General features: G+C 69.3%; 10 protein-coding genes and 1 tRNA gene. 10 read left to right on the top strand and 1 reads right to left on the bottom strand.

Features of this window, described 5'->3' with window-relative positions; all coding sequences use genetic code 11:
- Window positions 1-918 precede the first annotated feature (918 nt).
- The 10 genes from dnaN to ACIQ9E_RS21975 all read left to right on the top strand — a co-directional run bounded on the left by dnaN (window position 919) and on the right by ACIQ9E_RS21975 (window position 13,179).
- Complete coding sequence (dnaN, locus tag ACIQ9E_RS22020) at window positions 919-2,049, top strand: DNA polymerase III subunit beta (protein WP_403709509.1); 1,131 nt, start codon at window positions 919-921, stop codon at window positions 2,047-2,049.
- A gap of 166 nt (window positions 2,050-2,215) precedes the next feature.
- The gene (gnd, locus tag ACIQ9E_RS22015; RefSeq protein WP_403709850.1) at window positions 2,216-3,094 is read left to right on the top strand and encodes a phosphogluconate dehydrogenase (NAD(+)-dependent, decarboxylating); all 879 of its coding nucleotides are present in this window, start codon (window positions 2,216-2,218) and stop codon (window positions 3,092-3,094) included.
- 54 nt (window positions 3,095-3,148) lie between these two features.
- Window positions 3,149-4,318, top strand: coding sequence for a DNA replication/repair protein RecF (recF, locus tag ACIQ9E_RS22010; RefSeq protein ID WP_403709507.1), 1,170 nt, complete (start codon window positions 3,149-3,151; stop codon window positions 4,316-4,318).
- Window positions 4,319-4,338: 20 nt separating this feature from the next.
- Window positions 4,339-4,938 carry a DUF721 domain-containing protein gene (locus tag ACIQ9E_RS22005; protein WP_403709848.1) on the top strand — a complete coding sequence of 200 codons (600 nt, stop codon included), beginning with the start codon at window positions 4,339-4,341 and terminating at the stop codon, window positions 4,936-4,938.
- A gap of 477 nt (window positions 4,939-5,415) precedes the next feature.
- The gene (gene gyrB / locus ACIQ9E_RS22000; protein ID WP_366261576.1) at window positions 5,416-7,479 is read left to right on the top strand and encodes a DNA topoisomerase (ATP-hydrolyzing) subunit B; all 2,064 of its coding nucleotides are present in this window, start codon (window positions 5,416-5,418) and stop codon (window positions 7,477-7,479) included.
- 50 nt (window positions 7,480-7,529) lie between these two features.
- Window positions 7,530-10,205 (top strand): DNA gyrase subunit A, encoded by a 2,676-nt coding sequence (gene gyrA / locus ACIQ9E_RS21995; RefSeq protein ID WP_403709505.1) that lies wholly within the window; start codon window positions 7,530-7,532, stop codon window positions 10,203-10,205.
- A 4-nt stretch (window positions 10,206-10,209) separates the two neighbouring features.
- On the top strand, window positions 10,210-10,848 hold the full coding sequence (locus ACIQ9E_RS21990) for a DUF3566 domain-containing protein (RefSeq protein WP_403709503.1): 639 nt from the start codon (window positions 10,210-10,212) through the stop codon (window positions 10,846-10,848).
- A gap of 408 nt (window positions 10,849-11,256) precedes the next feature.
- Window positions 11,257-11,330: transfer RNA gene (locus ACIQ9E_RS21985), tRNA-Ile, on the top strand.
- A 254-nt stretch (window positions 11,331-11,584) separates the two neighbouring features.
- Window positions 11,585-12,865, top strand: a complete 1,281-nt coding sequence (locus tag ACIQ9E_RS21980) for an amidohydrolase family protein (RefSeq protein ID WP_403709501.1) — start codon at window positions 11,585-11,587, stop codon at window positions 12,863-12,865.
- A 179-nt stretch (window positions 12,866-13,044) separates the two neighbouring features.
- The gene (locus tag ACIQ9E_RS21975) at window positions 13,045-13,179 is read left to right on the top strand and encodes a DLW-39 family protein (RefSeq protein ID WP_003958712.1); all 135 of its coding nucleotides are present in this window, start codon (window positions 13,045-13,047) and stop codon (window positions 13,177-13,179) included.
- A 116-nt stretch (window positions 13,180-13,295) separates the two neighbouring features.
- Here the strand turns inward: ACIQ9E_RS21975 and ACIQ9E_RS21970 are convergent, their stop codons facing one another.
- A complete protein-coding gene (locus ACIQ9E_RS21970) occupies window positions 13,296-14,990 on the bottom strand; it encodes a serine/threonine-protein kinase (RefSeq protein ID WP_403709499.1) in 1,695 nt (564 codons plus the stop codon).
- Window positions 14,991-15,068 lie beyond the last annotated feature (78 nt).

Here is a 15,068-nt window from a genome sequence, read left to right as displayed (position 1 = left end):
CGGCCGCAGGGCGGGATCGGCGGCCCTTTCACGACAGTGGACGAAGCGCCCCGGGACTCCGGTCCCGGGGCGCTTTTCCATGGGCGTACGGACCCTCCCGGACCCGTCCAGGGGCCGTCGGGCGGGCCGGTGGAGGCGTCCGGCGGGGGACGGCGGGCCGACGGCGACACGGCCGGTGTTCGATTACGGGCCCGGTCCGCGCGGTTCTCCACAGAACACGGGAGAATTCACCGTCCACACCCTGGGGACCGGGGAGTTGTCCCTACGGTGTCCACAGGCGAACCGACCCTCTGATGATCACAGCAGGTCAGTGGGTTGGGGATTTGTGGTCAACCGTGATCCACAGCCTGTGGACAACGAATCCGTCCACAGGAGGCGGAAAGAGTTGTCCACCGGCTGCCCACAGGAAGCGCCGGGTTGCCCACAGCTTGTCCACACCGCTGTCCACTGTTCGGCAACACAACACCCGCTCTCACCGGGTCGAGTGAAAGCCGTCACACCAAGGGGGCGGATTGGGCTGTGGGGAACCTGGGTAAAGCTGGGGACAGGACTGGGGAGAACTCCCCCCGGGCTGTGCATGGCCTGTGCAGAACTTTCCGGTGTCCACAGAAACCCCTGGTTATCCACTGCCTCCACCCACAGGTCCAGTGGACAAAAAACCGCCTCTGACCTGCGAAAACAGGGTTATCCACGGTTTCCACAGGCCCTACTACTACTCCCACTCAGAGTTACCGGGGAATTCGCTTCGAAGTGGGTCCTGTGCACAACTCGACCCGGCGGCCCGGACCGCCCCTCGTCACGACTTGACCCCGAGGCGCACCCGCTGTCAGCGCCGTACGTCAGACTGGTCCCCGGCGACACAGCCGACGACAAGAGCCAGCAAGGGCGAGACGGCGACAGCAGCAGGAGGCGGTTCCGGTGAAGATCCGGGTTGAGCGCGATGTACTCGCGGAGGCGGTGGCCTGGGTGGCCCGGAGCCTCCCGGCCCGTCCCCCGGCTCCCGTGCTCGCGGGTCTGCTGCTGAAGGCCGAGGACGGCGCGCTGAGCTTCTCCAGCTTCGACTACGAGGTCTCGGCGCGGGTCTCGGTCGAGGCCGAGGTCGAGGAGGACGGCACGGTCCTGGTCTCCGGCCGGCTGCTGGCCGATATCTGCCGCGCCCTGCCCAACCGCCCGGTGGAGATCTCCACGGACGGGGTACGGGCGACCGTGGTCTGCGGCTCCTCCCGCTTCACCCTCCACACCCTGCCGGTGGAGGAGTACCCCGCGCTGCCGCAGATGCCGACCGCGACCGGGACCGTCCCCGGTGAGGTCTTCGCCGCTGCCGCCGCGCAGGTCGCCATCGCCGCGGGCCGTGACGACACCCTCCCCGTCCTCACCGGCGTCCGGATCGAGATCGAGGGCGACACGGTCACCCTCGCCTCCACCGACCGCTACCGCTTCGCGGTCCGCGAGTTCCTCTGGAAGCCCGAAGACTCCGGGGCCTCCGCGGTCGCCCTGGTGCCCGCAAAGACCCTCCTGGACACCGCCAAGGCGCTGACCAGCGGTGACACCGTCACTCTGGCCCTGTCCGGCAGCGGTGCCGGTGAGGGGCTGATCGGTTTCGAGGGCGCCGGGCGGCGCACCACGACCCGTCTCCTCGAAGGCGATCTGCCGAAGTACCGCACGCTCTTCCCCACCGAGTTCAACTCGGTGGCCGTGATCGAGACCGCGCCCTTTGTGGAGGCCGTGAAGCGCGTCGCCCTGGTCGCCGAGCGGAACACCCCGGTCCGGCTGACCTTCGAGCAGGGTGTGCTGATCCTGGAAGCCGGTTCCAGCGACGATGCACAGGCTGTGGAGCGCGTCGACGCCCAGCTCGACGGCGACGACATCTCCATCGCCTTCAACCCGACGTTCCTGCTCGACGGGCTGAGCGCGATCGACTCCCCGGTCGCCCAGCTGTCCTTCACCACGTCGACGAAGCCCGCGCTGCTCAACGGCAAGCCGGCCGTCGATGTCGAGGCCGATGAGGCGTACAAGTACCTGATCATGCCGGTCCGGCTCTCCGGCTGACCCCAAGACCTTCGGGTAAGTCGCAGGTCAGGGGTGTGACGACCGTGGTGTTTCGGCGGGTCGACCGGTATCCCCGGTGGACCCGCCGGGCCGCGGAGGTCCCCCCGGCGTAGGCTCGACCCAGGTCAGGTACGGAAAACGTCGGACTATGTGTAAGGACAGTGAGATGCAGCTCGGCCTCGTCGGCCTCGGGAAAATGGGCGGCAACATGCGCGAGCGCATCCGCCGCGCGGGCCACACCGTCGTCGGATACGACCGGAACCCCGATCTCGCCGATGTCCACAGCCTCGCGGAGCTTGTGGAGAAGCTTCCGGCACCCCGCGTGGTCTGGGTGATGGTCCCGGCCGGTGCCGCGACCCAGTCGACCGTCGACGAGCTGGCCGAGCTGCTCTCCCCCGGCGACATCGTCGTCGACGGCGGCAACTCCCGCTGGACCGACGACCAGAAGCACGCGGTCGAACTCGGCATCAAGGGCATCGGCTTCGTCGACTGCGGTGTCTCCGGCGGTGTCTGGGGCCTGGAGAACGGCTATGCGCTGATGTACGGCGGCGACGCCGAGAACGTCGCGAAGGTCCAGCCGATCTTCGACGCGCTCAAGCCCGCGGGCGATTTCGGCTCTGTCCACGCGGGGAAGGTCGGCGCCGGCCACTTCGCCAAGATGGTCCACAACGGCATCGAGTACGCCATGATGCAGGCCTACGCCGAGGGCTGGGAGCTGCTGGAGAAGGCCGACGCCGTCACCGATGTGCGCGAGGTCTTCCGCTCCTGGCAGGAGGGGACGGTTATCCGCTCCTGGCTGCTCGACCTGGCGGTCAACGCCCTCGACGACGACGAGCACCTCGACAAGCTGCGCGGCTACGCGGAGGACAGCGGCGAGGGCCGGTGGACGGTCGAGGCCGCCATCGACCACGCCGTACCGCTCCCGGCGATCACCGCGTCCCTGTTCGCGCGCTTCGCCTCCCGTCAGGACGACTCCCCGCAGATGAAGATGATCGCCGCGCTGCGCAACCAGTTCGGCGGCCATGCGGTGGAGACCAAGAAGTAACGGCCTTCGGCCGGGAAGCAAGACGGCTTCGGCCGGGGAGGTCGGCGTACATCCATGCACGTCACGCATCTGTCGTTGGCCGACTTCCGCTCGTACGCCCGGGTCGAGGTTCCGCTCGACCCGGGCGTCACCGCGTTTGTGGGGGCGAACGGACAGGGCAAGACCAATCTGGTCGAGGCGGTCGGCTATCTCGCCACCCTCGCCAGCCACCGGGTCTCCTCCGATGCCCCGCTGGTCCGCTCCGGCGCCGAACGCGCCGTCATCCGCGCGGCCGTCACCGAGGGCGAACGCTCCCAGCTGGTCGAGCTGGAGCTGAACCCCGGCCGGGCCAACCGCGCCAGGATCAACCGGTCCTCGCAGGTCAGACCCCGTGATGTGCTCGGGATAGTGCGGACCGTGCTCTTTGCGCCCGAGGATCTCGCCCTGGTCAAAGGGGACCCGGGGGACCGCCGGCGCTTCCTCGACGAACTGATCACCGCGCGTTCGCCCCGGATGGCGGGCGTCCGCTCCGACTACGAACGGGTCCTCAAACAGCGCAACACCCTGCTGAAGTCGGCGGCGCTGGCCCGGCGGCACGGCGGCCGCGGCGCCGATCTGTCCACGCTCGACGTCTGGGACCAGCATCTGGCCCGGACGGGCGCCGAACTGCTGGCCCGGCGCGGCGAGCTGATCGCCGCCCTGCAGCCGCTGACGGACAAGGCGTACGAGTCGCTGGCACCGGGCGGTGGCCCGGTCACTCTGGAGTACCGTTCCTCCGCCGCGGCCGCGGCCCCATCCGATGACGAGCCGGGCAACGAGCCCGGCGCCGACCCGCTGCCGCACGGCCGCGAGGAGCTGTACGCCCTGCTGCTGACAGCCCTGGGCGCATCCCGTAAACAGGAGATCGAACGCGGTGTGACGCTGGTCGGCCCGCACCGCGACGATCTGGTGCTCCGGCTCGGGCGGCTGCCGGCGAAGGGGTACGCCAGCCACGGCGAGTCCTGGTCGTACGCGCTGGCGCTCCGCCTGGCCTCCTACGATCTGCTGCGCGCCGAGGGCAACGAGCCCGTGCTGGTCCTCGACGACGTTTTCGCCGAGCTGGACGCGCGGCGCCGGGAACGGCTCGCGGAGCTGGTGGCACCGGGCGAGCAGGTACTGGTGACCGCGGCGGTCGCCGAAGACGTACCCGGTGTACTCACCGGGGCGCGGTACGCGGTCGCGGAGGGCGAGGTGACCCGGCTGTGAGCGAAAGCACACCGTTTCCGATGCCGGGCACGGGCGGCTCCGGGCTGTCCGGCGGACCGGCCTCCGGTCTTCCGGGACTGCCGGGACTGCCGGGACTGCCCGAGACGCCCCGGGTCCCGGAGGCGTCCGGAGTGGACCTGGCCCGGGTCGCGCTGCGCGCCGCCAAGGAGCAGGCGCGGGCCAGGGGGGCCGCCGCCCAGGAGCGGCGGCAGGCCCGCCGGGGCGGAGGGCTGCGCTCCGGCGCCCGCGCGGACGGCCGCGATCCGCTGCCGCTGGGCGCCGCGATCAACAGGCTGATCACCGAGCGCGGCTGGGAGACGCCCGCCGCGGTGGGCGGGGTGATGGGCCGCTGGCCCCAGATCGTCGGCGAGGGGCTGGCCAATCACTGCGTACCGCAGCGTTACGACGAGGACGAGCGGGTCCTGACGGTCCAGTGCGACTCCACGGCGTGGGCGACCCAGCTGCGGCTGCTCGCGCCCCGGCTGGTGGCCCGGCTCAACGAAGACCTCGGCCAGGGCACGGTCAGGCTGATCAAGGTGCTGGGCCCGGGGGCGCCGCGCCGCGGGTTCGGACCGCTGCGGGCGCCCGGCAGCACCGGCCCCGGCGATACCTACGGCTGATTCCCGGCGGTCGGCTTCCGGCCGCATCCGTACGGCTCCGTACCGCTCCGTACGGTCCGATACGGCTCCGCTCTTCCCGCACCCCCCCGCGGTCCCGGCTGCCCGCGGCCAGGCCCGCCGGGGCGGTCCCGAAGTGCCGGGGCAGCCCTCGCTACCCCATGTGCACACCTCACGCAGAAGCACTCCGCCTCGGTCGCGACCGAGGCGGAGTGCGGTATTCCGGGGGGCCTTCCGGAGCCTTCCCTCACCGTGACGAGCGGTTGACAGGCCGAAGCGCTCAAAGCCCGCGTGAGCCTCTTGGATCCCCTGCCCGAATATGGGGAGTCGGACAGGACGGTCTGAGGGCGGCACATGAGGACTCAGCTACCGGCAAACCCCCATTCGTGTCGGCGGTACCGGTAGACTGGTGGACAATCCCGCCACCTTGCGGAACATGTCGAACGACGCAGCCGTCCCCGCCTGCCCGGAGAACGGCTTGTGCTGTGCCAGAAAGGGCGCTTCGTGGCCGATTCCGGCAACCCCAACGAGATCAACCCGTCCACTCCCGCCGACGGAGGCGGCGAGGTCACCGCCTCGTACGACGCCAGCGCGATCACCGTCCTGGAGGGCTTGGACGCGGTCCGCAAGCGGCCCGGCATGTACATCGGCTCGACCGGTGAGCGTGGGCTTCATCACCTGGTGTACGAGGTCGTCGACAACTCCGTCGACGAGGCGCTCGCCGGACACGCGGACACCATCGACGTGACGATCCTCGCCGACGGCGGGGTCCGGGTCGTGGACAACGGCCGTGGCATCCCGGTGGGGATCGTGCCCTCGGAGAACAAGCCCGCCGTCGAGGTCGTGCTGACCGTGCTGCACGCGGGCGGCAAGTTCGGCGGCGGCGGCTACGCCGTCTCCGGCGGTCTGCACGGTGTCGGCGTCTCGGTCGTCAACGCGCTCTCCACCAAGGTCGCCGTCGAGGTCAAGACGGACGGCCACCGCTGGACCCAGGACTACAAGCTCGGTGTCCCCACCGCGCCCCTCGCCCAGAACGAGGCGACGGAGGCGACCGGCACGTCGGTGACCTTCTGGGCCGACGGCGACATCTTCGAGACCACCGAGTACTCCTTCGAGACGCTCTCCCGGCGCTTCCAGGAGATGGCCTTCCTGAACAAGGGCCTGACCCTGACGCTGACCGACGAGCGGGAGTCCGCGCGCGCCACCGCCGGCGCCGACTCGGCCGAGGAGCAGGACTCCGACCAGGCGCGTACGGTCACGTACTACTACGAAGGCGGCATTGTCGACTTCGTCAAGTACCTGAACTCGCGCAAGGGCGAACTGATCCACCCCACGGTGATCGACATCGAGGCCGAGGACAAGGAGCGCATGCTCTCGGCCGAGATCGCGATGCAGTGGAACTCTCAGTACACCGAGGGCGTTTACTCCTTTGCGAACACCATCCACACGCATGAGGGGGGTACGCATGAGGAGGGTTTCCGCGCCGCGCTCACGGGGCTGGTCAACCGGTACGCCCGGGACAAGAAGCTGCTCCGCGAGAAGGACGACAACCTCTCCGGTGAGGATATCCGCGAGGGTCTGACGGCGATCATCTCGGTCAAGCTGGGCGAGCCGCAGTTCGAGGGCCAGACCAAGACCAAGCTGGGCAACACCGAGGCGAAGACCTTCGTCCAGAAGGTGGTGCACGAGCACCTCACCGACTGGTTCGACCGCAACCCCAACGAGGCCGCGGACATCGTCCGCAAGGCCATCCAGGCGCAGACGGCACGGGTCGCCGCCCGTAAAGCCCGTGATCTGACCCGCCGCAAGGGGCTGCTGGAGTCGGCTTCCCTCCCAGGAAAGCTCAGCGACTGTCAGTCGAACGACCCGACGAAGTGCGAGATCTTCATCGTCGAGGGTGACTCCGCCGGTGGTTCGGCGAAGTCCGGCCGCAACCCGATGTACCAGGCGATCCTGCCCATCCGCGGCAAGATCCTCAACGTCGAGAAGGCCCGGATCGACAAGATCCTCCAGAACACCGAGGTGCAGGCGCTGATCTCGGCCTTCGGTACCGGAGTCCACGAGGACTTCGATATCGAGAAGCTCCGCTATCACAAGATCATCCTGATGGCGGACGCCGACGTCGACGGCCAGCACATCAACACCCTGCTGCTGACCTTCCTCTTCCGCTTTATGCGTCCGCTGGTCGAGGCCGGTCATGTGTTCCTCTCCCGCCCGCCGCTCTACAAGATCAAGTGGGGTCGGGACGACTTCGAGTACGCGTACTCGGACCGTGAGCGCGATGCCTTGGTCGAGCTGGGCAAGCAGCAGGGCAAGCGGATCAGGGAGGACTCGATCCAGCGCTTCAAGGGTCTGGGCGAGATGAACGCCGAGGAGCTGCGCGTCACCACGATGGACGTGGAGCACCGGGTGCTCGGCCAGGTGACGCTGGACGACGCCGCCCAGGCCGACGACCTCTTCTCCGTACTGATGGGTGAGGACGTCGAAGCCCGCCGCTCCTTCATCCAGCGCAATGCCAAGGACGTTCGCTTCCTCGACATCTGAGTCGGCCCCAGCCGTCCGAGCTGACCGTACGAAAGGACAGAAGACCGGCTATGGCCGACGAGAACAATCCCGCCACCACCGAGGAGCCCACGGGCGCCGCCGCTGCCGCGGAGGAGCCGCAGATGCGGATCGAGCCCGTCGGGCTCGAAACGGAGATGCAGCGGTCGTACCTCGACTACGCGATGTCCGTGATCGTCTCGCGTGCGCTGCCCGACGTCCGGGACGGGCTCAAGCCCGTCCACCGACGGGTGCTCTACGCGATGTACGACGGCGGCTACCGGCCCGAGAAGGGCTTCTACAAGTGCGCCCGCGTCGTCGGCGATGTCATGGGTACGTACCACCCCCACGGCGACTCCTCCATCTACGACGCCCTGGTCCGGCTGGCCCAGCCCTGGTCCATGCGGATGCCGCTGGTCGACTCCAACGGCAACTTCGGTTCCCCGGGCAACGACCCGGCCGCCGCCATGCGGTACACCGAGTGCAAGATGATGCCGCTGTCCATGGAGATGCTCCGGGACATCGACGAGGAGACCGTCGACTTCCAGGACAACTACGACGGCCGCAACCAGGAGCCGACGGTCCTCCCGGCGCGCTTCCCGAACCTGCTGGTCAACGGCTCCGCCGGTATCGCGGTTGGCATGGCGACCAATATCCCGCCGCACAATCTGCGCGAGGTCGCGGCCGGTGCCCAGTGGGCGCTGGAGCACCCCGAGGCCACGCACGAGGAACTCCTCGACGCGCTGATCGAGCGGATCAAGGGCCCCGACTTCCCGACCGGGGCGCTGGTCGTCGGCCGTAAGGGCATCGAGGAGGCGTACCGTACCGGCCGCGGCTCCATCACGATGCGCGCGGTCGTCGAGGTCGAGGAGATCCAGAACCGCCAGTGCCTGGTGGTGACGGAGCTGCCGTACCAGGTCAACCCGGACAATCTCGCGCAGAAGATTGCCGACCTGGTCAAGGACGGCAGGGTCGGCGGGATCGCCGACGTCCGCGACGAGACCTCGTCCCGGACCGGCCAGCGACTGGTGATCGTCCTCAAGCGGGACGCGGTCGCCAAGGTCGTCCTCAACAACCTCTACAAGCACACCGACCTCCAGACCAACTTCGGCGCGAACATGCTCGCGCTGGTCGACGGTGTTCCGCGGACGCTCTCCCTGGACGCGTTTATCCGCCACTGGGTGACCCACCAGATCGAGGTCATCGTCCGGCGGACCCGCTTCCGGCTGCGCAAGGCGGAGGAGCGGGCGCATATCCTGCGCGGTCTGCTCAAGGCGCTGGACGCGATCGACGAGGTCATCGCGCTGATCCGGCGCAGCGACACCGTCGAGATCGCGCGCGGTGGCCTGATGGACCTGTTGGCGATCGACGAGCTCCAGGCCAACGCCATTCTGGAGATGCAGCTGCGCCGGCTGGCGGCCCTGGAGCGGCAGAAGATCGTCCAGGAGCACGACGAGCTGCAGGCCAAGATCAACGAGTACAACGCGATCCTGGCCTCCCCCGCCAAGCAGCGGGAGATCGTCAGCGAAGAGCTGGCTGTCCTGGTCGACAAGTACGGCGACGACCGGCGCTCGCAGCTGGTGCCCTTCGACGGTGATATGTCCATCGAGGACCTGATCGCCGAAGAGGACATCGTCGTCACCATCTCGCGCGGCGGCTATGTGAAGCGCACCAAGACCGACGACTACCGCTCCCAGAAGCGCGGCGGCAAGGGGGTGCGGGGCACCAAGCTGAAGGAGGACGACATCGTCGACCACTTCTTCGTCTCCACCACCCACCACTGGCTGCTCTTCTTCACCAACAAGGGCCGGGTCTACCGGGCCAAGGCCTATGAGCTGCCGGACGCCGGCCGGGACGCCCGCGGCCAGCACGTGGCCAATCTGCTGGCGTTCCAGCCGGACGAGCAGATCGCCGAGATCCTCGCCATCCGGGACTACGAGGCCGCGCCGTACCTGGTGCTCGCCACCAAGGGCGGACTGGTCAAGAAGACCCCGCTGAAGGACTACGACTCGCCGCGCTCCGGCGGTGTCATCGCGATCAACCTCCGGGAGACCGAGGACGGCAGCGACGACGAGCTGATCGGTGCAGAGCTGCTGTCCGCCGAGGACGATCTGCTGCTGATCAGCAAGAAGGCGCAGTCGATCCGGTTCACCGCGACGGACGAGGCGCTGCGGCCGATGGGCCGGGCCACCTCGGGCGTCAAGGGGATGAGTTTCCGCGAGGGCGACGAGCTGCTCTCGATGAATGTCGTCCGGCCGGGTACGTTCGTCTTCACCGCCACCGACGGCGGGTACGCGAAGCGCACCGCGGTCGACGAGTACCGCGTCCAGGGCCGCGGCGGCCTCGGTATCAAGGCCGCCAAGATCGTGGAGGACCGTGGATCCCTCGTGGGCGCGCTGGTGGTCGAGGAAACCGACGAGATTCTGGCCATCACCCTCGGCGGTGGTGTGATTCGTACGCGAGTCAATGAAGTCCGGGAGACCGGGCGTGACACCATGGGTGTCCAGTTGATCAACCTGGGCAAGCGCGATGCCGTCGTCGGGATCGCACGCAACGCCGAGGCCGGTCGGGAGGCCGAGGAAGTCGACGGAACCGAAGTCGGCGCCGACGGAACCGAATCGACCCCGGTGACCTCTGAAGAGGTCAGGGGGATTGGTGTGGCCGGTGCTGGACCGGCCGAGGCGGCCGCCGAGGGCATTGAGCCCTCGGCCGGGGAGCACGAGGAGTAAGCGCGTGAGTGGAGCCACGGGAGCCGGACCGGCTGCTGCCGGAGCTGCGAAAGCCGCGAAGTCGAACGGTCCCCGTGGCTCTGCCACGGACTCCCAGGGGGTTTCGGTGACAGGAGCTGCGGACAGGTCGTCCCCGGTGTTCGACGGAAAGCGCCCGGCGGCGCAGGCCCCTGCGGGCCCGTACCACCCGCCGCAGGCGTATCGGACGCCGGAGGACGGCGACGCCCACGCGGGCGTCAGAATGCCGCGTACGGGTGCCCGGACCACCCCGCGGACGCGCAAGGCGCGGCTGCGGGTGGCGAAGGCGGACCCGTGGTCGGTGATGAAGGTGAGCTTCCTGCTCTCCATCGCGCTCGGCATTTGCACGATCGTCGCTTCGGCGGTGCTGTGGATGGTCATGGACGCGATGGGCGTCTTCTCGACCGTCGGCGGCACGATCAGCGAGGCCACCGGCTCCAACGAGAGCAACGGCTTCGACCTTCAGGCGTTTCTGTCGCTGCCGCGGGTGCTGATCTTCACCTCGGTGATCGCGGTGATCGACGTGGTCCTCGCGACGGCGCTGGCCACGCTGGGCGCGTTCATCTACAACCTCTCCGCGGGCTTTGTGGGCGGCGTCGAGCTGACCCTGGCGGAGGACGAGTAGTCCGCTCTGCATCGCCGCTCCGCCCTCCCGCTGCCATGCGGGTGGGCGGAACGGCAGCGGTCCGGTCGTCCGGGCCGCCTTCCGGGCACGGGTCCGGATCGCGCTGAGCGGTCCGGACCCGTGCCCGGATCCGTTCGGGACCCTGTGGTGGGGGCTGTCCGTCGGGAGCTGTGTCCGGTGTCACTCGGATGGCGCTGGGCGGGTGGTGGCCCGGGGCCGGCGGAGAGCCGCCGATGGGCATTCGCAGGCGCCTCACGGGCCGTTCAGGACGGCTGCCGGGTGGGGCGGGGCGGTCGGCGGTCACCCTCTCCGGGGCCCTCGCAGGGCCCTGGGGCGGTGCGGCGGGATACGGATTTGGGAGCTGCGCCGCAGGTGCGCTAATCTTCAGAGGTCAGCGCGTAGCGCGGCGGGGCTATAGCTCAGTTGGTTAGAGCGCATCCCTGATAAGGATGAGGTCACAGGTTCAAATCCTGTTAGCCCCACAGAAGAAGTAGCAGTTGAGAAGGCGTCTCCCTAAATGGGAGGCGCCTTTTCGGCGTATGCGGTGATGGTCTGTGTCCCTTGGGGGGAGGGCTGCCTCGTCGGTGGGCAGCAAGATCGTCTCCCGGATTTCTCCCAGGGTTCCGCCCCGGAAACGTCAGGTCCTGTCGGTCGGGCGGGTGCCTTGCTCTCGTCGGGGGTGGGTCGTAGCCTGGCATTCCGGATCTGATGGGTCGTCAGATAGGGAGGGTGTGGCGTGGTCGGCACCGAGCGGGAGCACGGCGGCAGGGACCTACCCCGGGTCATCAGCGTGGACGACCACGTGATCGAACCGGCGCATCTCTTCGAAACCTGGCTTCCGGCCCGGTACCGGGACCATGGGCCCAAGCCGTTCACCGCGGGGATCGGGAAGCTGGCGTACGTGGGAGGGAAGTACCGTTTCAGCACGGATCCGGACGGCCAGCGGACCGATTGGTGGCGGTACGAGGACGAGATCTTCCCGTACAAGAGGATCATTGCCGCCGTCGGCTTCTCGCGCGACGAGATGACCCTCGACGGCATCACCCGCGAGGAGATGCGCCGCGGCTGCTGGGATCCGAAGGCCCGGCTGGCGGATATGGACCTCAACCATGTCGAGGCCTCCCTCTGTTTCCCCACCTTCCCCCGTTTCTGCGGGCAGACCTTCGCCGAGGCCCGGGACAAGGAAGTGGCCCTGGCCTGTGTGCGTGCATACAACGACTGGATGGTGGAGGAGTGGTGCGGTGACAGCGGCGGGCGGCTGATCCCGCTCTGTCTGATCCCGCTGTGGGACGTGGGGCTCGCGGTCGCCGAGATCCGGCGGAACGCGGCGCGCGGGGTGCGGGCGGTGACCTTCTCCGAGATTCCGACCCATCTGGGGTTGCCGTCCATCCACTCCGGGTACTGGGATCCCTTCTTCGCGGCCTGCGAGGAGACCGGGACGGTGGTGAATATGCACATCGGGTCGTCGTCGCAGATGCCGGCGGCTTCGCCGGACGCCCCGCCCGCCGTGCAGGCCGCGCTCAGCTTCAACAACGCGATGGCGTCGATGATGGACTTCCTCTTCAGCGGGGTGCTGGTGCGGTTCCCGGCGCTGAAGCTGGCGTACAGCGAAGGACAGATGGGGTGGATCCCGTACGCGCTGGAACGCGCCGACGACGTATGGGAGGAGCACCGGGCCTGGGGCGGGGTGCGGGATCTGATACCCGAGCCGCCTTCCGTGTACTACTACCGGCAGATCTTCTGCTGTTTCTTCCGGGACCGGCACGGCATCGAGGCCATCGAGACGGTGGGGGTGGACAACGCCACCTTCGAGACGGACTATCCGCACGTCGACTCCACCTGGCCGGAGACGAAGCGGGTCGCGGCGGAGCATGTCGGAGGGCTCTCGGACGAGGTGGCGTACAAGCTGCTGCGCGGGAACGCGATCCGGATGCTCGACCTCCCCTTCGACCGGGGCCGTCCCTTCGGCCGGGGCTCGGACCCGGGCCGGGGCGGGCCGCGCGGGGCTGCCGCCTGACGGGCCCCGGCGACTGCGGCCACCTGGGGGAACGGGCCCGGACCGGGCGATCGAACGGATGGCCGTGAGCGGTAAGGGCCGCCGGGGCAAGGGGTACACAGGTCACCGATCGGTATCGGTCGGTGTGTATAGTCGGGCGCCAGAAGTCCTCATACGTCAAGGAAAGACGAGGTCGCGCGGTGAAGAAGCTTCTCCTGGTCGCACTGGCCGCCATCGGCGGGCTCCTCGTGTACCGCCAGATCCAGGCGGACCGCGCCGAGCAGGATCTGTGGACGGAGGCGACCGACTCCGTGCCCGCAGGCTCCGGTGTGTGAGATCCAGCGGTCGTAGTCGTAAGACTCCGCAGGGCCCCGGTCGTCGCAAGGCGCGACCGGGGCCCTGTGCTGTCCGGAGGCGGTACGGGTGAGGGCCGGGCCGCGTCGGGAGTGGATCAGATACTGCCCAGGGCCCAGAAGCCGACGGCGTAGCAGACCAGGGCCAGGACGAGGAGCGGGATCGCGAACCTGAGGGGCGGGAGCGCCCGTTTGCGGCGGCGGGCGGCCCGGCGGATTTCGGCGCGGGAAAGGGGAACCCGCGGGCTCTGGGCGGTGTAGGTACGAGTAGGAGGTGTCCGAGGAGTTCCGTACGGCAGCGGGGTCGTCGGAGCGGTCTGCCCGCGCGGACGGGATGGATCGGATGCCCGGGCCGAAAGAGGGTGCGCGCCGTGGGCGACGGCGGGTGCGGCGGGGGCCGGAGGGAATCCGGGAGGGGGCGCTTCCGGTGGCGCGTTCGGTACTGGCAGGGGGGAAGCCGGTGCCGCGGCGAGCGGGATACCGGGAGTGGCGCCGGGGGTGCTGCCGATCGGGAACGACGGTGGGGTCGGCGGCTGGCTGGGCGGGGCCGGGACCATCGCGACGCCGCCGGTGTGCGGTGGCACCGGAGGTACGGGCGGGAGCGCGGGGAGGGCGGAAGAGCTGCTGCCCTGGGCGGGACTGGCGGGGCCTACGGGACTGGCAGGGCCGGCGGGGGCCGGAGCGTCGGACGGTACGCCGCTGCTGCCCGTGCCGTGAGGGTTTGTGCGGTGAGGGCCTGCGTCATGAGGACCGGTGGTTCCGGCCGGGTGGGAGGGGGAGTTCCCGGGGAGGAAGCCCCCGCTGCCGCCCGTCCGGTCGGGGGCTCCGGACCCGCCGGGGCGGGCAGGGCGAGGGGCCGGTGCGGGGGCCGTGGTGGTGGTGCGGCCGGTTCCGACGGTACGGGGAGCCGGTCCCTCGGGGCCGTTGGGGCCGAAGCCTTCCGGAAGCGGCTCCAGTTGATCGAAGATCTCCACCGGCTCGTCGTCGGGGCCGGGCTCCGGAAGGGCGTCGATCGCCGCGAGAAGCGCCTTGCGGGCCCCGGCCGCGGACTTGAAGCGGTCCTCAGGGTCGGGCTGGAGCAGTCCGGCCAGCACCTGCCACAAGGGTTCCGCGATCCCGAGCGGGGCGCCCGGGGTGCCGTGTTCGACGAAATGCTCGACCAAGGCGTCCGCGTCGGGTTTCTGCCCCTGGAGGAGATAGAGGCCGACCAGGCCGACGGCGAAGAGGTCCGCGGGGAAGTCGGGCTCCGCGCCGGTCATCTGCTCGGGCGCGAAGTAGCCCGGCGTACCGACCACATAGTTGGTCTCGGTCAGCCGTGGTTCGCCCTTGCGCATGGCGATGCCGAAGTCGGAGAGCCGCAGATGGGGACGGCCCGTTCCGGTGGCCTCCAGCAGGATGTTCGCGGGCTTGATGTCCCGGTGGACCACGCCCTCCGCATGGACCGCGGAGAGTCCGGCGAGCAACTGGTCGAGCAGGGCGCAGACATAGTGCGGCGGCAGCGGACCGTAGTCGCCGATCACATGTGCCAGCGAGCCGCCGCCCACCAGGTCCATGGTGAACAGGACCTTGTCGTCGTCCGCCGCCCAGCTGGCAGGGGCCAGCACATGGGGGTGGTCGATCCGCATCGCCTGCTCACGGACGAACCGCAGCAGGGTGTGGGCGTCGCTCTGCTGGAGCACCTTGGCCGCGACATACCGCCGGCGCCGGTGGTCCCAGGCACGCCAGACGGCGCCCACACCTCCGTGCCCGATCGGGTCGATCAGCTCGTACCGAGCGGCGAAGACCTCACCCATGGCGCTGTGCCCGCTCCTCGTTCCCTTGTGAGACGCCTGCCCCGCCTCGCTGCTGACCCGCGGCCGCTCCCGGGAGCC

Source organism: Streptomyces sp. NPDC094448, assembly GCF_044763775.1.
Classification (GTDB): Bacteria; Actinomycetota; Actinomycetes; order Streptomycetales; family Streptomycetaceae; genus Streptomyces.
Note: the sequence above shows the minus strand (reverse complement) of the source record. Positions and strands in the feature narration are given on the sequence as shown.